Source organism: Pseudoalteromonas sp. CO109Y (assembly GCF_004208935.1).
Classification (GTDB): Bacteria; Pseudomonadota; Gammaproteobacteria; order Enterobacterales; family Alteromonadaceae; genus Pseudoalteromonas; species Pseudoalteromonas shioyasakiensis.
The window spans coordinates 200,714-218,666 of the sequence record NZ_SGPD01000027.1; the positions used below are offsets into that span (position 1 = coordinate 200,714).

The 17,953-nt window shown below is 42.0% G+C and carries 16 protein-coding genes; 7 read left to right on the plus strand and 9 right to left on the minus strand.

Annotation, left to right across the window (positions count from 1 at the left end):
* The first annotated feature begins 3 nt into the window (after positions 1 to 3).
* A complete protein-coding gene (locus EXT43_RS10810; RefSeq protein ID WP_130166963.1) occupies positions 4 to 1,023 on the plus strand; it encodes an endonuclease/exonuclease/phosphatase family protein in 1,020 nt (339 codons plus the stop codon).
* A 39-nt stretch (positions 1,024 to 1,062) separates the two neighbouring features.
* Here EXT43_RS10810 and EXT43_RS10815 read toward each other — a convergent pair whose 3' ends face one another.
* Positions 1,063 to 1,653 carry a rhomboid family intramembrane serine protease gene (locus tag EXT43_RS10815; RefSeq protein WP_105181122.1) on the minus strand — a complete coding sequence of 197 codons (591 nt, stop codon included), beginning with the start codon at positions 1,651 to 1,653 and terminating at the stop codon, positions 1,063 to 1,065.
* Positions 1,654 to 1,765: 112 nt separating this feature from the next.
* Positions 1,766 to 2,452, minus strand: a complete 687-nt coding sequence (locus EXT43_RS10820) for a type 1 glutamine amidotransferase domain-containing protein (protein ID WP_105174669.1) — start codon at positions 2,450 to 2,452, stop codon at positions 1,766 to 1,768.
* A gap of 134 nt (positions 2,453 to 2,586) precedes the next feature.
* On the opposite strand from EXT43_RS10820, the gene EXT43_RS10825 reads away from it, so the two are divergent.
* A complete protein-coding gene (locus EXT43_RS10825) occupies positions 2,587 to 3,498 on the plus strand; it encodes a LysR family transcriptional regulator (protein WP_130166964.1) in 912 nt (303 codons plus the stop codon).
* Here the strand turns inward: EXT43_RS10825 and EXT43_RS10830 are convergent.
* From EXT43_RS10830 to EXT43_RS10855, 6 genes are all read right to left on the minus strand, one after another.
* Entirely contained in the window at positions 3,495 to 4,232 is a 738-nt protein-coding gene (locus tag EXT43_RS10830; protein ID WP_062565096.1) for a dienelactone hydrolase family protein, read from the minus strand. The genes EXT43_RS10825 and EXT43_RS10830 overlap by 4 nt on opposite strands.
* Positions 4,233 to 4,321: 89 nt before the next feature.
* Positions 4,322 to 5,551 (minus strand): glycerophosphodiester phosphodiesterase family protein, encoded by a 1,230-nt coding sequence (locus EXT43_RS10835; protein ID WP_130166965.1) that lies wholly within the window; start codon positions 5,549 to 5,551, stop codon positions 4,322 to 4,324.
* Between the two features lie 35 nt (positions 5,552 to 5,586).
* Complete coding sequence (locus EXT43_RS10840; RefSeq protein WP_054561959.1) at positions 5,587 to 6,444, minus strand: carboxylate/amino acid/amine transporter; 858 nt, start codon at positions 6,442 to 6,444, stop codon at positions 5,587 to 5,589.
* 99 nt (positions 6,445 to 6,543) lie between these two features.
* Entirely contained in the window at positions 6,544 to 7,971 is a 1,428-nt protein-coding gene (locus tag EXT43_RS10845) for an amidohydrolase family protein (RefSeq protein WP_130166966.1), read from the minus strand.
* A 145-nt stretch (positions 7,972 to 8,116) separates the two neighbouring features.
* Positions 8,117 to 10,255: a M3 family metallopeptidase gene (locus tag EXT43_RS10850; protein ID WP_130166967.1), complete on the minus strand. Its 2,139-nt coding sequence runs from the start codon at positions 10,253 to 10,255 to the stop codon at positions 8,117 to 8,119.
* 216 nt (positions 10,256 to 10,471) lie between these two features.
* On the minus strand, positions 10,472 to 10,681 hold the full coding sequence (locus EXT43_RS10855; protein WP_054561957.1) for a hypothetical protein: 210 nt from the start codon (positions 10,679 to 10,681) through the stop codon (positions 10,472 to 10,474).
* A gap of 197 nt (positions 10,682 to 10,878) precedes the next feature.
* Between EXT43_RS10855 and EXT43_RS10860 the strand changes: the two genes are divergently transcribed.
* Entirely contained in the window at positions 10,879 to 11,751 is an 873-nt protein-coding gene (locus EXT43_RS10860) for a mechanosensitive ion channel domain-containing protein (RefSeq protein WP_058585510.1), read from the plus strand.
* A 23-nt stretch (positions 11,752 to 11,774) separates the two neighbouring features.
* Here EXT43_RS10860 and EXT43_RS10865 read toward each other — a convergent pair whose 3' ends face one another.
* The gene (locus tag EXT43_RS10865; RefSeq protein ID WP_062564249.1) at positions 11,775 to 12,323 is read right to left on the minus strand and encodes a DUF308 domain-containing protein; all 549 of its coding nucleotides are present in this window, start codon (positions 12,321 to 12,323) and stop codon (positions 11,775 to 11,777) included.
* 155 nt (positions 12,324 to 12,478) lie between these two features.
* On the opposite strand from EXT43_RS10865, the gene EXT43_RS10870 reads away from it, so the two are divergent.
* From EXT43_RS10870 to EXT43_RS10885, 4 genes are all read left to right on the plus strand, one after another.
* A complete protein-coding gene (locus EXT43_RS10870; RefSeq protein WP_240701491.1) occupies positions 12,479 to 14,173 on the plus strand; it encodes a mechanosensitive ion channel domain-containing protein in 1,695 nt (564 codons plus the stop codon).
* A gap of 368 nt (positions 14,174 to 14,541) precedes the next feature.
* Complete coding sequence (locus EXT43_RS10875) at positions 14,542 to 16,803, plus strand: TonB-dependent receptor (RefSeq protein ID WP_130166968.1); 2,262 nt, start codon at positions 14,542 to 14,544, stop codon at positions 16,801 to 16,803.
* 110 nt (positions 16,804 to 16,913) lie between these two features.
* Positions 16,914 to 17,213 (plus strand): hypothetical protein, encoded by a 300-nt coding sequence (locus EXT43_RS10880; protein WP_119853425.1) that lies wholly within the window; start codon positions 16,914 to 16,916, stop codon positions 17,211 to 17,213.
* Positions 17,214 to 17,261: 48 nt separating this feature from the next.
* On the plus strand, positions 17,262 to 17,918 hold the full coding sequence (locus tag EXT43_RS10885) for an HAD family phosphatase (protein WP_130166969.1): 657 nt from the start codon (positions 17,262 to 17,264) through the stop codon (positions 17,916 to 17,918).
* Positions 17,919 to 17,953: the final 35 nt, after the last annotated feature.

Genomic DNA, 17,953 nt, shown 5'->3' on the forward strand with positions numbered 1-17,953 from the left:
TAAGTGATAAAAAACAGTCAATTAAAGGTAGCAACGTTTAATTTATATAATTATTTAGCGCCACCTGACGCATTTTATGATTTTCAGCGCATTTATAGCGCTGAGCAGTGGGCCAAAAAGCAGCGCTGGTTGGCCGATTACCTTAAAAATCAGCAGCCAGATATTATTGGCTTTCAAGAAGTGTTCAGTATCAATGAACTAAAACAACAAGTTAACGCAGAGGGTTACCCTTATTTTGCAGTCGTTGATGAGCCAACGGTGATTGATGACTTTATTTATCGCGATCCGGTTGTGGCCATTGCCTCACGCTATAAAATTGTAGCTGTCAGTCAGGTTGAGGCAGAGCAAGATGATATTTTAGCGATGGGCTTGAGCGATAATTTTAACTTTAGCCGCAGTATTATTCGCGCGACACTTGAAGTACCTCACTTAGGACACGTCGATTGCTATGTAGTGCACTTTAAATCTAAGCGCAGCATGCTCCATCACCAAGATGATGAAAGCCACAGCGAACAGCAAAACTTAGTAATGCAATTAAAATCACAAGCCCTTGGGCGCTGGGCATCAAGCATGCAGCGTGGCAGTGAAGCAGCGCTGTTACTCGTTGAAATCATTAAGCGCAGAGCACACACCAATAACCCTGTGATTGTGATGGGGGACTTTAATAATGAGTTACACGATGGTGTGCTTAACCATTTAATCGCTGACCACCTTCGTTTTAGCGGTCATAGGCAAAATAGCCCATCTCGTTCAGAGTTCAAACTACAAGATAGTTGGCAACTCTATCAGCGCCATGTTGTCACCGAGAACGACAGAGAAGCCACCCACTATTTTGGTAGTAGTAGCTCAGTATTTGATTATATTTTGTTATCCCGTGAGTTTGATGCCGGGTTTCAGGGTAGCTTTTTTGAGGTGGTTGATTATCACACCTATGATCAGCACTTGATCAACCCCCAGTTTGCCTATGATGATCAAAGTACCGACCATGGCGTTGTGATGGTGACAATGAAATTAAGAGACTAGAAGCTAATAGCTTTCAGCTTTCAGCTTTCAGTTGTCAGTTTAAAGCTTAGGGCTCTTTTGCTTATCACGCTTTGCCATAATATAGCCGATTAGTGCGCCGCTAATTGCGCCGAATAAATGGCTTTCGAATGAAATATGAATGCGCTGCGGGAAGACACCCCAAATCAGGCCGCTGTATAACACAACAACCGCAATACTGATTAAAATGGCTTTGAATGAGCGGTGCATAATGCCGTAGCTAATTAAATAGCCCCATAAACCGTAGATAACACCACTGAGCCCTACATGAATATTGCTGCGGCCAAATAGCCATACTAGTAATCCACCAATGAGCGCAGTGCCTGCAAACACCAGCCAAAAGCGTTTTACGCTAAATTGGCAAACTAGCCAGCCGAGAATAGCAAATGGCACTAGGTTACTAAAAAGGTGTGCCCAGCCACCATGTAAAAATGGCGCAAAAAACACCCCTGATAAACCAGACATTTGCCTTGGCAAAATACCTAAACCGTTTAAGTTTATGCCGGGTAGGGTATTAATTATTTGCAGTACCAAGCACATCAGCATAATGCCTAAAATTGCGAATCGCTTACTACTTATAGGAGGAATTTTGACAGCTTTTTTTTCAGTCATGATGAGAAGCTCTTAAATCAATGTGACCGAATGAGTATAACTTATTAAAAGTGAAGGTAAACACCTTGATATGCAAGGTGTTTACTAAAGGTCTAGGTCATGTTGAGCTAGTTTAACCTAATTTGGTTAATAGTTTTTTCGCAGCAAGTTCAGAACTTGCAGGGTTTTGCCCTGTGATTAGTAGGCCATCTTCAATCGCAAGCTCGCCCCAATCATCGGTTTTTTGATACTGACCACCTTGTTTGATTAGCTCATCTTCAACAAGTAATGGCACAACATTGGTAAGTTGTACGGCATCCTCTTCTGAGTTACTAAAGCCGGTTACTTTTTTATCAAATACCACAGATTTACCAGCGGCACTTTTCGCATTCAGTAATACGGCACTGGCGTGACATACTGCACCCACTGGTTTCTCTGAGTTAAGAAATTGCTCTATCAAGCTAATTGAATCTTGGTTATCAACTAAGTCCCATAACGGACCATGGCCACCAGGGTAAAATACCGCATCAAAATCATCGGCTTTAACTTCAGCCAGAGGTTTAGTATTAGCCATTAAAGTTTTTGCCGCACTGTCTTGCTCAAAGCGTTTTGTGGCATCGGTGGCTGCATCAGGAGCTGCACTGTTTGGATCAACCGGAGGTTGGCCACCTTTAACAGAGGCTAAAGTTACCTCTGCACCGGCATCAATAAATGCGTAGTAGGGCGCCGCAAATTCTTCGACCCAAAAGCCCGTTTTATGGCCGGTATCGCCAAGTTCATCATGTGAAGTGAGTACCATTAAAATTTTCTTAGCTGACATAGTGAATCCCTTTTTGTGTATTAAACATCGTTAATAACACTATAGGGGTGAAAATCTAGTTAAACAACGCAGATAAATTTGACTTCATTGGTTTAATAATTGATACAATTGTTCAGGTTAGATTAGGAGTTTGTATGAAAGTATCGTTTGAGCAATTAAAAAGCATGGTGGTGTTTGCCCACATTGTGCAGCAAGGCAGCTTAACTAAAGCGGCTCAACAACTTGGTTTATCAAGGGCCGTTGTCAGTTACCACTTAAAGAAATTAGAACAGCAATTAAAGCTTACGTTACTTAACCGCTCAACGCGTACCATGACCCTCACCGAAGCAGGTATGGCTTATTACGAACGTTGTCAGGCTATCACTGAGCACGCTGAGGCTGCTAACTTACACCTTGAGAACTTAAAGATTGAACCGGTTGGGGTTATTAAATTGAGTTGTCCGGTGAATGTAGGCTTGCAACTTGTGGTGCCGGCACTTGCTCAGTTTAAGCGTTTGTATCCGAAAATTGATATCGATTTACAGCTTAGTGATGATGTGGTTGATATCATCAAAGAAGGCTACGACTTAGCGATTAGAGGCGTGGCCCTTGAAAGCTCAAACTTACAAGCCACTAAACTTGCAAGTATGGCTACCTGCTTATGTGGTTCAGTCGATTACTTTACAAAATACCCTATACCAAAAAGCATTGCTGATTTAGCAGAGCATACATGGGTGGTGTATCAACCAAGTAGTGCTGTTGTTACGCTCGAAAAAGATAAACGCCGCTTTGAGGTGGCAGTTAGTGGTGGCATAAGTACCAATAATGCCGCTGCGCGAACTGCCTTTGTTGAAGCTGGGCATGGTTTAGCGAAAATCCCAGTTTATGATGCATTGCCAAGGATCAAAGCGGGATTGTTACGCACAATCTTAGATGATTACAAAACTGCCGATATTGAACTTTATGGTGTATTCCCGCCAGGGGCGGCGGGAAGCAAAAAACTGCGGGTTTTACTTGATTACTTGAAGGATTATTTTACTAATCAAGTAGCCACTATGACGATTTAAACAAGCGTGCGATTAAATAAAGCAACGGCTTGTTGGTACATGCTGATGGCAAGGACAGGGTCGTATCGGTCGCCTTCGTCGCGCATAAACGCATGTTGGGCGTTCACTTCTTGCCACTGGTAATTAATGCCTGTTGCCACCGCTTGTTGGTAAATTTTAAGGCGGCCTTCTTTTGGTACATGTGGGTCTTGTTTACCCCAAACAAAGTGGATCTCACCTTTAATATCTGCCATGCGCTCAAATGAGTTATTACCTGCTTGTGCTGGTAAAGTATCACTGTGTATATCTGTCGCGTATAAACAAAAAGCGGCTTTGATACTTGGGTTTAATGCAGCACGGTATGCAAGGTGACCACCAATACATACGCCCATCGCACCTACATTTCCTGTGCAGTAATCTTGCTGACGTGCAAATGCAATTAAGGCGTCAGTGTCTGAGTCATGGCTCTCAAGCGGTTTTGCCCATTTGTCGGCATTGCCTTTGTCTTTACCAGCATCATCATAGGCAAGTACTGTCCCAATAGGATTTAACTCATGAAAAACTTCTGGCACTAACACGACAAAACCATGACCAGCAAGTATTGCCGCAGAGCGTGCAATTGGTGCTGTTTCTTGGAAAATTTCAGAATAGAAAATAATACACGGGTATTTACCTTCTTCTAAAGGGCGATAAATACTGGTGCGCATTACACCTGTGTTGGTCGATATGTCGTGGCTCTGGTGCTGAATAATCATGTTTATCCTTGTAAAAAACGGTTTAGCTAATAATACCTCAGCCCCACCTTTTGGACGAGTCAAAGCCCTTGAAATTTATTGATGCTCAGTTAACTCTCTGAGGCAGGATACTGCATACAGCTTGCGTAATAGGTAAGAGTAGCAGGCCAGTCAGAGAAAATAGCCATCACACCCACTTGCTTAGCAAGGACGTCTACCACTTTCATCATTTGCCCATCTTGTTTAATTACACTGGCAATCGACTGGTAATAATAACCACCGCCATTATTTAATGGACCAGAGCGCTCTAAACTCCAAGTAATGATGTTCAGCCCTGCTTGTTTAGCTTTAATAGCATAAAGCGATGGCACGATTTTACCTGACTCATCAAGGCTTAAAAGCATCCACATTGGCGGTGCGATAATGCGTACTCCATCGTTATATAGAGCCTGCATTGATGGCTGCCAAGTTGTTTCATCCATAGCATCAAAGTCTGCTTGCTCATCTCGGCCATCAAGATAAATACTGTTGCTTGCAAATTCAGGGTGATTGTTTAGCCAATACTTCACATCTTCAAGATTAAATGATTGCGGATAAACATCTTGGCTATTCACACCTAAATCCCGATACTCATCAAGCATTTTTTGCGCATAATCTTGCTGGCTAAAACCGTTAAATGGCATGCTAACTTGTGGGCTTTTTAGCTCGGGTGTCATTTTTACACCTAGTGATTTGAATAACTCAATGCTTTGCTGGTGGGTCATAATAGTGCCACTGTTTGCGTATAAATCAGTGCGCCAGCTTGGTGTTCCTTGCATATATTCTGCGACGGTTTTGGCGTATGGGTTGGCGCCATCCATTTTAGCCTTTAAGGTTAAAAACTCAGCCTGGGTGATATCGCTGGTGCAGCATTTAGCCTGAGCTGGTTGGCCCTCTTTGGCCGGGGTAAAAGGTTGGCTGCATTTTGCTGCGAGCTCAGGAATCGCTAAAATGTTGGTAGTGGTGTGTAAATCACACTGTGAATGACGACACACGAGTTGTTTGTCTTTAGTAAAGGCGACGTCACATTCAAGTACGCCAGCGCCCATTCTTGCAGCGGCTAAATATGACTCTTTGCTGTGCTCAGGAAACTGCATGGGGGCACCGCGATGACCAATTACAAAATCAGTTTTATAGAAAGGGCCATTACCACATGCCGCAAGTTGCTGCTTTAAAGGCCCATCAGGCATATTGTCGATTAAATAGTAAGGCCTAGCACCCACTTGCACTGCCTGATCGACTGGCAGATTCTTACAGCCTTGAATAATGAAAACTAAACAACATAAAATCAGTGCGCGCATAACAGCATCCCTCTAATCGAATAGAGTTTAGCCTATCATGACTCCGTGGCAGTTTTATTAAGTTTCTGATTTATAATAAGTGCTAATAAGATAATCGCTGCGCCGATGGCAAGCTTGATGATATCGGCATCACGATTCCATATTACAATATTAACGATGATCCCTGCTGGGATCAGGAGGTTATTCATGACAGCCAAGGCACCTACATTGACAATAGTCGCGCCTTTATTCCAAGCGAAATAACCAAGCCCTGAAGCAATCGTGCCTAAGTAAATTAACACGCCCCACTGTGTAGTAGTGGTGGGCAGCTTACTGGTATCACCAAATAAACCGTAACAAATCAGAGCGACAATTAAAGCACCAATAAAGAACCAAGCAAACACCCGAGAGTGGGGGAGTTGCTCATCTTGCATTAAACGTTTGTAAGTTACTTGCCCAGTGGCAAAGCAAATATTAGCAGCCTGCACCATTAACATACCAATGAGATAGTTTTCATCGACGCCTTCATAGCGAATAGCAACGGCGCCTAAAATAGCTAGCATAGCGGCGAATAAAAACTTGGCATTAAAACGCTTTTCAAGCAAATCGTTTAACAAAGTGATGTAAAGTGGCGTCATTACCGTGAATAGCAGTACCTCGGGCACGCTAAGGTACAAAAACGAATGGTAATAGAAGCTGTACATCACACCAAGTTGTACTGCGCCTATTGCCATGAGCTTTAGTGCTAAGGCTTTAGGGGTTTTACGCCAGTGTAAAAAGGGCAAAAACACGCAAGTTGCCAAGCCAATGCGCATTAACACACTAAACCATGCATCCACTTGGCCTGCTAAATAGACACCAATAAGACTAAACGAAAAGGCCCAAAGCAGGGTTACAGCAAATAAGTAGGTCATGTTATTCGAGTTATGTGCAAAAAAGGGCAGTGTATATGAGATGGCTGAAAATTAAAATTGCCCATGACGGATAATACGCGGTCATGGGCAATGGGGGGGTTAGGGTTGACTGGCAACAAAGGCTTTTGCTTGTTGCTTTAATCGCTCGAGTGCGTTGCTATCGTAAAACGTGCTGTGCGAGACAACACCCTTTAGTGTTTGTGTATTACGAATATCAATAAGCGGGTTTTCTGAAAGCAAAATGAGATCGGCTACTTTACCTTCACTTAGTGCACCGTATTGCTGTTGTTTATTTAAAAATTTAGGCCCCGCAAGTGTTGCGGCTTGCAGCGTTTGCAGTGGTGTTAGGCCATATTCAGTAAAAATACTCAGTTCTTGGTGCAAAGAAAGCCCCGGATAAATATACGAATTTAAAAAGCCAGCATCTGTGCCTGCAATAATGCTCACACCTGCTTGTTGGGCGATAGGGAGTAACTGTGCGGTTTTAATAAAACGCTCTTTGCGCTGTTTGATTTGTGCAGGGGTGTCTTTGTTAGCTCTATCAACTCGCCATTGATACGTCGCTTTTAAACCTTTACCTAAAAAATCTAAATAGGCATCGTCTTGATGATTGTCTTCATCAATGTAAGCCGTTATTTTGCCACCAATCAAGGTTGGCACCACGGCGGTGTCGTTGTTAGCAAGAACCGTAAACTTCTCAATAGCTGTTGGTTCATCAAACTGCGCGGTGATAATAGGCAGCGCAGTGCGATAACTCAGCTCTTTTGAAGCAACCTTTGCAGAAATATCTGCTTCGTTTTTAGCCGCAGCTTTAAGCATATAGGTCATATGCTCAATCGCATCAAGACCCGCCTTGGAGACATCAGTCACAGACAATGAAAATGGAATATGCCCCGAAATTTGATAACCACGCCTTTTAACCTCATGCACGGCTTTTAGGTAAAGCTCGGGAGTCAATGCGCTGTCGGTAATTTTGATAAAATCAACGTCCATGCTGTCTAATAGATCCATTGCAGCATGCATTTCTTCAGTCGTTTCTACTTCTAAATCACCGGGCCAAATAGACCCTTTACCTTCTAATTTCGAGCCTGAGGTGAAAATAGTTGGGCCCACTAACTGACCTTGTTTTACTTGTTCTCGCCAGCTAAGTACAGATTCACTCAAATCAGCCGCAGCATCACGAACGGTCGTTACGCCGTAGGCTAAATACAATGGTAATAGCTGTTTATTCTCTTCAATAAGCTCATCACCACCGCCAAAATGGACATGCATATCCCATAGACCAGGCATGACATACTGACCTTTTGCATCAATCAATGTTGAACTTTGATAGTGGCTACTTAAAGGTTTATCGCTACGCTTGATGATAATTCCATCGCGAATAGCAAGAGATTGTTTTGCTGCGATAGCTCCAGTTTGCATATCAATAATTTGGGCGTTTTCTATCACGATGTCAGCGCGCTCATCTGGGGTTGATGAACATGCAGCTAAAGCTGAGCAAAGTCCTAAAAGTAAAGCGTTTTTCATGTATGAACTCGTGTTTTTCTTTGAGATTAGCAAAAACGAGTTATCTGACAATTGCTTTGAGGTGGATAGGAGTAAAAGCGGGGTGAAAATTTAATTAATACTTAAAAAGTATGAGGGTTACCCCTCATACTCTAAACAACAGTGATTATTCAACTAAACCACGACGCTTTAATAGTGCGTCTGTTGTTGGTTTTTGACCACGGAACTCAATGTAGCTTTGCATTAAGTCGCGGCTGTTACCTTTAGATAAAATCTCTTTACGGAAATTATCACCGTTTTCACGTGTTAAACCACCTTCTTCGGTCATGTGTGCAAACGCATCTGCTGCGAATACTTCAGTCCAAAGGTAAGCGTAATAACCCGCTGAGTAACCACCGGCAAAGGTGTGGCTGAAGTAGCAAGACTTATAGCGTGGTGGTACTGGGTAATATGCAATACCGTGCTTGTCTAATGCATCATGTTCAAACTTTTGAACGTCTGTAATGTCAGCATCAACACCAAATGAGTGCCATTCCATATCAAGTAGTGCCGCAGCTAAATACTCAGTAGTATCAAAGCCTTGGTTGAATTTTTGTGATTCAAGTACTTTGTTTAAAAGCGCTTTTGGAATTGGTTCACCTGTTTTGTAGTGCTTGGCGTAGTTTGCAAGTACTGTTGGTTCAATATTCCAGTCTTCGTGTGCTTGCGAAGGGAACTCAACAAAGTCACGAGCAGTGGCTGTACCCGCTAAGCTTGGGTATTTAACGTCAGAGAATAAACCGTGCGCAGCATGACCAAACTCATGGAACATCGTTGTTACTTCAGAGAAAGTCATAAGAGTCGGTTGACCTTCAGCTGGCTTAGGAATGTTCTGTGCGTTGTAGATCACAGGCATAGTGTCTTTAAGACCGCTTTGGCTAACATAAGCACTCATCCATGCACCACCACGTTTACCTTCACGTGCGTAAGGGTCCATGTAGAATAGACCTATAGCGCTACCGTCTTCGTTAAATACTTCAAACACCATGACGTCTTCGTGATAAACCGGTAGGTCTTTACGCTCTTTAAAGGTAATGCCGTAAAGTTTATTCATAGCAAAGAATAGACCGTCGTGGATCACTGACTGCATTTCAAAGTAAGGCTTAACTAACGCAGGGTCTAAGTCGTACTTCTCTTGGCGAACTTTTTCAGCGTAAAACGCCCAGTCCCAAGGTTGAAGCGCAAACGTTTCACCTGACTTTTTAATTACTTGTTGGATTTGCTCTGCTTCAGCTTCTGCTTTAGCAACCGCTTTCGGTGCTAAGTCATCAAGGATGCCGTAAACATTTTCAGTTGTTTGCGCCATACGATTAGTCATTACATACGAAGCCCAGTCTTTATAACCAAGTAATGCCGCTTTTTCTGCACGTAGCTTAGTTTCTTTGATGATGATAGGGCTGTTTGTTGCTTGTGCACGCGTTGAAGAAGTTGTCCAAATCTTTTCACGAAGCTTGCGGTTTTCAAGGCTTTGTAAGATAGGTTGGCGAGTCGTATTCACCAATGTGATCATGTAACCTTCTTTACCTGCTTTTTTGGCAGCAGCTGCAAGGCTTGCAATTTCACCTTCAGATAAACCAGCTAGCTCGCTTTTATCTTTAACTAAAATCACATCTTCTTTAAATGATTTTAAGATATTTTGTGAAAACTCAGTTGAAAGCTTGGCAAGCTCTGCGTTGATTTCACGCATTTTTGCTTTTTCAGCTTCAGTTAGTTTTGCACCCGCGTTAACGAACTTTTTGTAGTAGTAATCAACAAGGCGTTGATCTTCTGCATTTAAAGATGCTTTGTTGTCGTAAATGCTTTGTACGCGAGCAAATAAAGCTTTGTTTAGGTAAATGTCATCAGTGTGAGCTGACATAATCGGCGCCATTTTCGCGGCGATACGTTGGTACTCACTGTCAGAGATTAAACCTGATAAGTTAAAAAATGCCGCAGATGTGCGGTCTAATAGCTCACCAGAGAACTCCATTGCAACAAGGGTATTTTCAAATGTTGCGGGTTCTGGGTTGTTTGCAATCTTTGCAATTTCAGCTTTTTGCTGTGCGATTCCTGCTTCAAAGGCTGGCTCGTAGTCTTTAGTTGAAATTTTATCAAACTCAGGGGCCATGTATTGTAAAGGGCTTGGCTTGAAAAGAACGTTTTCAACATTAGCTGTTTGTGTTTCAGCGGCAGTTTCAACTTGAGTTTGAGTGTCGGCTTGTTGTGAACTACAAGCAGATAATAAAAGCACACTAGCAATCGTAGTTGCTACTAAGGTCTTACGCATGAGAGCTCCAAAAATGTGGATAAATCTTTTCTAACTTATCAAATTTTTGGCTAGAAACAATCAAGTTTGTCGTCTGAATGGGGAATTTGAACGCAAATAAAGCTGTTGAGGGATAAAAATGTGTAAAAAGCCATCAATTGTGTATTAATGGCTCACTTAAGTAAAAAGTGGCACTAGCTGCCAGTTTAAATCTTGTTGGTAATAAATCACCATAGGTTAGTTGTAACCCAACACAAACTTTTTCTCTGAGCCAAAGCTTTCTGGCATAGCGTTGCCAAACTCTTTGTTAATTAAATTCAGTGAGTGCTCTTGCTCAGCAAGTAAGTTTAAGATGCGGTTACGGTACTCTAAACTTGATTCAAATAAGTTTAGATCAACCAAGGGTTGTAAAGTGGCAAGTTTTTGTGTGAGTGTCATTTGTGACATTGTGTTCTCCTCGTGCTATTCAAAGCCTGTGAAACCTCAAGCTCTCTCTATGTATATAGCAGCTGTAGTCTAAAATAGTTAATAATTAGCGCATATTGCGCATAAAGAACTTAGTATTTACCAAGTTTTCACCTATTATGCCGTGCTAAACTTAGTCACAACTGAACCAAACTGATTTTTACTAGGAATGTTAATTTATGACCCTTGCTGATCTGCAATCTGCATTATCGTTTGTATTGTTCACCTACAATGACGTGCAAATTACTGTACTAAAAGTAATTCAAGTGCCTTTGGTGCTGTTTTTAATGTGGTTTGTGGTTACCTGGATTGGTCGATTAATTAAAAAAGCATTACTGGCAAAAAACCTAGGCCCTGACGCGGTTCACTTATTTACCCGTATTTACCTTGTCGTTACTATTGCTGTGCTTGTGTTTACCTCGCTAGAGGTACTCAATATTCCTCTAACGGCGTTTGCATTTGTTTCTGGTGCCATTGCAATTGGTGTTGGTTTTGGTGCACAAAACATTATCAATAACTTCATTAGTGGTTGGATATTAATGTGGGAGCGACCAATTCGTATTGGCGACTTTTTAGAAGTGGGCACAGCTAAAGGGGTTGTTGAGACAATTAATACCCGTTCTACTCGTATCCGTCGTAATGATGGGGTGCATATGCTAGTACCAAATAGCCAGTTATTAGAAAACACGGTAACTAACTGGACCTTAATTGACCGTAATGCTCGTTCATTTGTGAATGTTGGCGTTGCTTATGGTTCAGACGTGGTGCTTGTAGAGAAGCTGATGAAGCAAATTCTTGATGATCACCCTGCCATTTTAAAAACACCTGCATCATCTGTGTTATTTGATGACTTTGCTGATAGCTCTTTAACTTTTAGCGCTATTTTCTGGGTATGTGCTGAATCAGAAGCACCGCTTCGCCAAGTGCGCAGTGAGCTGCGTTTTAGCATTTATAAAGTATTTGCTGAAAACAACATTACCATTGCATTCCCGCAGCGCGATATTCATATCGATGGTGAGATAGCTTTAACAAGGCGTAATAACCAAAAATAAAAAAAGCGGCTTAGCCGCTTTTTTTATGCTTGTTCATTGAGCTTTTTCAGCTTCATAGCAAGCAACACCATCATTATGCCAAATACGATGGCATAGGTTGCAACTAGCCAAAGTAGAGTGATTATGCCCGCGCCAGGGTTAAATATCAGATAACCACCAAAGATAATCGAAATAATACCGCTACCAATTAACAGCCATTCATTACTGATCTCTTTGCGTAGTTTACTGGCAATCAATATTTCAATCACGCCGATAGCAATGGCCCATGCGGCAATAAAGTACAGCATTAAGATAGCCGTTACGTTGGGAGCAAACAGGGTTACAAGTGCAGCAGCAATTGAAATTAAACCACCCACTAATAGCATCCACCAAAGTGGGTTTTCATTTTTTGAAGCAATAGCTAACCAAGTTCTAATGGCACCATCGACAAAAAAGTAAGCGGCGAAAATAAACATCAGAATCGCTAATGAGGCTTCTGGGGCAAACCAACCACATAAGCCAAAAACGATGGCAATGGCACCGTGGATCATTAATGATGACCAATGAGGGATCAGTGAACTTGAGATTTGCATAATAGTATCCTTTGCTTAAGTCTCTATATAACTAACATTTCAGTGCTTGCTTGCAAAGATTTTTAATTATTTTTTGTACAGTTACACAAACCATGCTCTAATTTAATTAGCTGATTATTTCAGCGATTTAATGTTTATCGAACAAGGAATAGAGTGTGAGCCGTTGTAATACCAAGTTTTCATTACAATTTAGTAAGTTATTAGTGTGTTTTTTACTGTTGTTTAATGCGCCATTATGGGCAACAACCACACCAGAAGTGACCGTTAAATCCTTAATTGATAAAGACAACAAGGAAGAGCAAGCCGAACAAAAACCGGTCAAACAAGAACCTGAAACGAATACACCTGCTACAACGGAAAAAGTGCAGGAGCCTCTTGAAGATGACTTACCTTATGATGCTTTTGACCGAATTACGCCACGCAGCTCCATGCAGGGGTACTTAAAAGCGGCCCGGGACCGAGATTTTGAACGTGCCAGCCATTATCTTGACTATCGTAACTTACCCAAAGAAGTTGAGGCATTAGGAAAAATTCAGCTTGCTGAAAATCTATCAGTGGTACTTGATCGTACCTTATGGGTCGATGTTGATAACTTGAGCAATAAGCCTAAAGGAAAACAAAAAGAAAGCGTGCCTAGTTATCGTGATTTGGTTGGAGAAATCAGCACTTCACAAGGTAAGGTGCAAATTTTATTGCAAAGTGTACCTGATGATAAAACAGGTAACCGGATCTGGAAAATATCGAATGCCACAGTAAGTCAAATCCCTCTACTCACCAAAGAGTATGGCTATAACCGAGTTGGTGAGTGGCTTTACAATAACCTACCAGACATTGAATTTTTGGGTGTGATGCTTTGGCAGTGGATTTACTTTGCCTTCACATTTGTACTGTTTTTAGCGGTCGCGATTATCATTACCCGCATAATCACGTTTATTCTCGCACACTTAAAAGTCCCTGTAGAAAAAGATGTTATTGGTTTTATTAATGGGCCGGTTAGCCTGTTACTTGCGGTATTTATGGCGCGTTCATTGAACGACCAATCTAATGTAACTATTGCTGTGATGGCGCTATTCCATGGCGCGACCGTGTTATTGATCGCTTGGGGCTGGATTTGCCTACGGGCAGTTGATCTTGCCAAACACAGATTAAGCCAGCGCTTTATTAGACAAGATAAACCACAAGCGATTTTCTTATTACGCCCTATAAGTAATGTAGCTAAAACCCTGATTGTCATTTCGTTGCTATTCATGTGGTTTGAAAACTTAGGCTTTAATGCCACTACCTTACTGGCAGGTTTAGGTATTGGTGGCCTTGCAATTGCCCTTGCAGCGCAAAAAACTGTTGAGAATATCATTGCAGCAATCACCTTATATATCTCTGCACCAGTAAAAATAGGTAGCTTATGTAAGTTTGGCAGCCAGTTAGGCACGGTAGAAGAAATAGGGCTAAGAGCAACGCGAATTCGAACGCTTGATCGTTCAGTTATCTATGTAGCGAATGCAAAGTTTGTTGATATGCAGCTTGAGAATATCTCGGAACGGGAGCGTATTTCTTATCGACCTAAATTGATGCTCAGTGCCAATACTAAGCAACAAAACCTAATGTCGTTTATGCAAGCCCTAAGAGAGCTTTTAGAGCAACACAAGCACATTGCCTTTGAGCCTTGCCGTGTTCGCTTTAAAGGCTTCACGCCTTGGGCTTTACAAGTGGATGTACTAAGCTACGTAGAGACCGTCGACTTTGCTTTTTATATGGAAGTAATCGAAGAGTTAAACTTAGCAATCTTAGGCTTATTAAATGAGCATGAATGTGAATTAGCTAACCCAGAATTCGCACGTGTGACTGATTAGTTGCTAAAAAAGGGGTAAATGAAAGCGACTCTCATTTGTACATAATGTCTACACATTGTTGCAATTAGATGCACAGGACATATGTCCGCTTTGGTGAAAAATAATTGCATAAAATCTTCTAAATGCGGCGATGTTGCCGCTAATTGTTGTAAAAAAATTGTATATTTATAATTTTTAATGCAGTAAAAGTGTCATAAAGTGTTATAATCGTCAGCGTTCGTTCAGCCTCTTTACTTCGTTTTGCACTCTCGAACTAGAGGTCCGCGCAGCTTATTACAAGGCGCGAAAAATTGGCCGAGCCCGTCAAATGAATTGACGCAACATCATCACCGTTGAATAAGAGTGCATAAAAAAGGTTAAAACCCGACATGAAAGCAATGAAAAGATCTACGTTAGCAACACTTATCAATGCAACGTTGTTCTCTGCCGTAGCAGGTACTTCATTTTCAACTCTTGCTGCCGACGAAGCGACAGCAGAAAAAAACAACCAACTAGAAGTTATTCAAATCACCGCTCGTAAACGTGTAGAAAACGCTCAGGAAGTACCTGTAGCTGTATCTGCATTACAAGGTGACAGCTTAGACGCTTACAGCTCAGCTGGTATGGATATTCGTTTTATGAATGCGAAGATCCCAAGCTTATCAATCGAATCTTCGTTTGGTCGTTCTTTCCCACGCTTTTATGTTCGTGGTCTAGGTAACACAGACTTTGACCTAAATGCTTCTCAACCAGTTTCGTTAGTTGTAGACGAAGTTGTTCAAGAGAATGCAATCTTAAAAGGTTTCCCTGTATTTGACGTAGCACGTGTAGAAGTTCTACGTGGCCCACAAGGTACTTTATTCGGTCGTAACACACCGGCTGGCCTTGTTAAATTTGATACAGTTAAACCATCACAAGAATTTGAAGGCTATGGCTCAGTATCTTACGGTAGCCGTGGCGCAGTTGATTTTGAAGGTGCTGTTGGCGGTGGCCTAACAGACCGTTTATCAACGCGTGTTTCTGTACTTTGGCAAGAAAAAGACGATTACATCGATAACCGTGCACCGGGTTTTGAACAAGATGACGTATTAGGTGGTTACACTGAAAAAGCGGCACGTGTTCAGTTCTTATATGAAGGTGACGATTTCACAGGTCTTTTCAACTACCACGTACGCGATATGGACGGTACGCCAATCGCATTCCGTGGTAACGCTATTAAAGCTGGCACAAACGATTTAGCTGATAACTATGAGCACGATGTGGTTTACCACGATGCTGCTTCTCGTGCGACACAGCAAGTTGAGTCTCAAGGCGCAAGCTTAAAGCTTGAGTGGGATATCAATGATTTAACTCTTACGTCAATCTCTGCATGGGAAAGCGCTGAAATCTATTCTCGCGCTGACATCGACGGTGGTTACGGTGCAAGCTACTTACCAGATATGGGCCCAGGTTTTATCCCGTTCTATTCTGAAAGCGCTGACGGTATTCCAGATCAAGACCAATACACGCAAGAACTTCGTTTATCTAGCAACTATGCTGGTGACGTTAACTTCCAAGTAGGTTTATTCTACTTTGATGAAGCGCTAACAATCGAAAACTTCAGCTACGACACTTATGGTTCAACACCAGGTGAGTTAAACGGCTATGTTATCCAGCAACAAGATACCAAAGCATGGGCGGTATTCGGTTCATTAGATTACACAATCACTGACGACTTAAAAATCACTGCGGGCCTTCGTTACTCAGATGACGAAAAAGAATTCTCAGCAGACCGTACTTTAAGCCCAATTGGTGGTAGTGCGTTATACCTTACAGAAAATCCAAGTGACGACCACGTTAGCTGGGATTTATCTGCTAACTACAAGATCAACGATGACGTAAACTGGTACGCGCGTGTTGCTAACAGCTTCCGTGCTCCAAGTATCCAAGGTCGTATCTTATTCGGTGACGAAGTAACCGTTGCTGAGTCTGAAACTGTGACGTCTTTCGAAACAGGTATCAAGTCAGATGTTCTTGACGGCCAAGGTCGTGTAAATGCAACTGTGTTCTACTACACAATGGATGACCAACAATTAACTGCTGTAGGTGGTGGTGCAAACTTCAACCGCTTAGTTAATGCTGATAAGACAACTGGTTACGGTTTTGAGTTAGACACTGAGTGGGTATTAACTGACAACCTAAACGCTACATTTAACTTAAGCTACAACAACACTGAGCTTGACGATAAAGACTTAGCCGTTGACGTATGTGCGCAGTGTACTGTAACAAACTCACTAAACAGCGCAGGTCAAGCTATCCTTGATGGTAACAGCTTACCGCACGCACCTGAGTGGATATCTAACCTTACATTACGTTATAGCCGCGAAGTAGCTGACGGTGAATTCTTCACTTACGCTGATGTGTCTTACCGCAGCGAAATCAACTACTTCTTATACGAGTCAGTTGAGTTTGAAGGCAAGCCATTAACTGAAGTAGGTTTACGTGCAGGTTATGCTTGGGCTGAAGGCGACAACGAATATGAAGTATCAGCATTCGTTCGTAACATGTTCGACGAGCAACAATCAATCGGTGCTATCGACTTCAATAACAACACAGCAATGGTGAACGAAGAGCGTTACATCGGTGCTGAGTTCAAAGTAAGCTTCTTCTAAGCTGAAATAATAAGTCCTATTAAAACCCGCTGTATAGCGGGTTTTTTCGTTTATAATCGCGTTAGTAACTGCTAAAGTGGCAGGATTAATTGAAGAGAAAGAGAATAACTATGGCTGGATTTTGGAACTACCGTGTAATATTTTGTGAAGCAACAAAAGATGAAGCGGCACAATATCAAATTCATGAAGTTGAATATAACTTAAATGGTAAAGTGACTAACTGGTCAGAAACTGGTGCAGCACCATTTGGTAATACAGTCGAAGAACTTGAAGCAGATGCAGAACGTTTAAAAACAGCGTTTTCTAAGCCGATTTTAAAAGTGGTAAGAAAGCAACGCGGCTACGAGCTGGTTGATGTAGAAACAGGCGAGGAAGCGTTTGCTGAGCCACCTGCGGGCTTAACTGAATAATCATATTTAAAGGTGCCTATGGCACCTTTTTACTTTGAAGGAATGAGGATGACTTTAAAAGCAGTATTGTTTGATATGGATGGCACCTTGGTTGACTCTGAAAGTGTGCATTTTAATATTTGGAATGACTTGTTAGCTCCTTTTGGCGTGCAGTATGATGAAGCTACGTTTTGTCAGCGCTTCTCAGGAAGACCAACACTTGAAGCCGCTAAAGAGGTTGTGACAAATTATGGGCTTACTATCAGCCCAGAACAGTTAACGGATGATAAGTACGCTGCATTTGGCCGTTTTGTTAGTACTAATTTGCCCGCCTTTATGCCACATGCAAAAGCGGTGCTTGAGCAAGTCAAAGCCAGTGGTTTAAAAATGGCATTAGTAACAGGTAGTGCAAAAGATGAAGCCTATCCTATTTTAAAAGGCTATGGCATTTTCGATTGGTTTGACTGTGTGGTTACCAAAGATGATGTTAATAATCCTAAACCTGCTGGTGACCCTTATCAACTAGCTCTAGATACGCTAGAAATAAAGGCTAATGAGGCTGTAGCTGTCGAAGATACCTTTACCGGTGTCACTGCAGCAAGCAATGCCGGTGTTGCTGTGTATGCGGTGCCGAATCATTTCACGTTAGAGCATGACTTTAGTAAAGCCGCGGGTGTGTTTGCTGATTTGAACGAATTTTTCAAATGGCTACAAACTAAACTATAATTAGCTGACTATTGCTAAGCTGCTTTTGTTAAGTA

Coding starts and splice junctions, on each gene's coding strand:
- EXT43_RS10835 (WP_130166965.1), bottom strand. CDS start 5,551: ATGCGCGCACTGATTTTATGTTGTTTAGTTTTCATTATTCAAGGCTGT.
- EXT43_RS10880 (WP_119853425.1), top strand. CDS start 16,914: ATGGCTGGATTTTGGAACTACCGTGTAATATTTTGTGAAGCAACAAAA.
- EXT43_RS10865 (WP_062564249.1), bottom strand. CDS start 12,323: ATGCAAATCTCAAGTTCACTGATCCCTCATTGGTCATCATTAATGATC.
- EXT43_RS10850 (WP_130166967.1), bottom strand. CDS start 10,255: ATGCGTAAGACCTTAGTAGCAACTACGATTGCTAGTGTGCTTTTATTA.
- EXT43_RS10860 (WP_058585510.1), top strand. CDS start 10,879: ATGACCCTTGCTGATCTGCAATCTGCATTATCGTTTGTATTGTTCACC.
- EXT43_RS10825 (WP_130166964.1), top strand. CDS start 2,587: ATGAAAGTATCGTTTGAGCAATTAAAAAGCATGGTGGTGTTTGCCCAC.
- EXT43_RS10855 (WP_054561957.1), bottom strand. CDS start 10,681: ATGTCACAAATGACACTCACACAAAAACTTGCCACTTTACAACCCTTG.
- EXT43_RS10885 (WP_130166969.1), top strand. CDS start 17,262: ATGACTTTAAAAGCAGTATTGTTTGATATGGATGGCACCTTGGTTGAC.
- EXT43_RS10830 (WP_062565096.1), bottom strand. CDS start 4,232: ATGATTATTCAGCACCAGAGCCACGACATATCGACCAACACAGGTGTA.
- EXT43_RS10815 (WP_105181122.1), bottom strand. CDS start 1,653: ATGACTGAAAAAAAAGCTGTCAAAATTCCTCCTATAAGTAGTAAGCGA.
- EXT43_RS10845 (WP_130166966.1), bottom strand. CDS start 7,971: ATGAAAAACGCTTTACTTTTAGGACTTTGCTCAGCTTTAGCTGCATGT.
- EXT43_RS10875 (WP_130166968.1), top strand. CDS start 14,542: ATGAAAGCAATGAAAAGATCTACGTTAGCAACACTTATCAATGCAACG.
- EXT43_RS10840 (WP_054561959.1), bottom strand. CDS start 6,444: ATGACCTACTTATTTGCTGTAACCCTGCTTTGGGCCTTTTCGTTTAGT.
- EXT43_RS10820 (WP_105174669.1), bottom strand. CDS start 2,452: ATGTCAGCTAAGAAAATTTTAATGGTACTCACTTCACATGATGAACTT.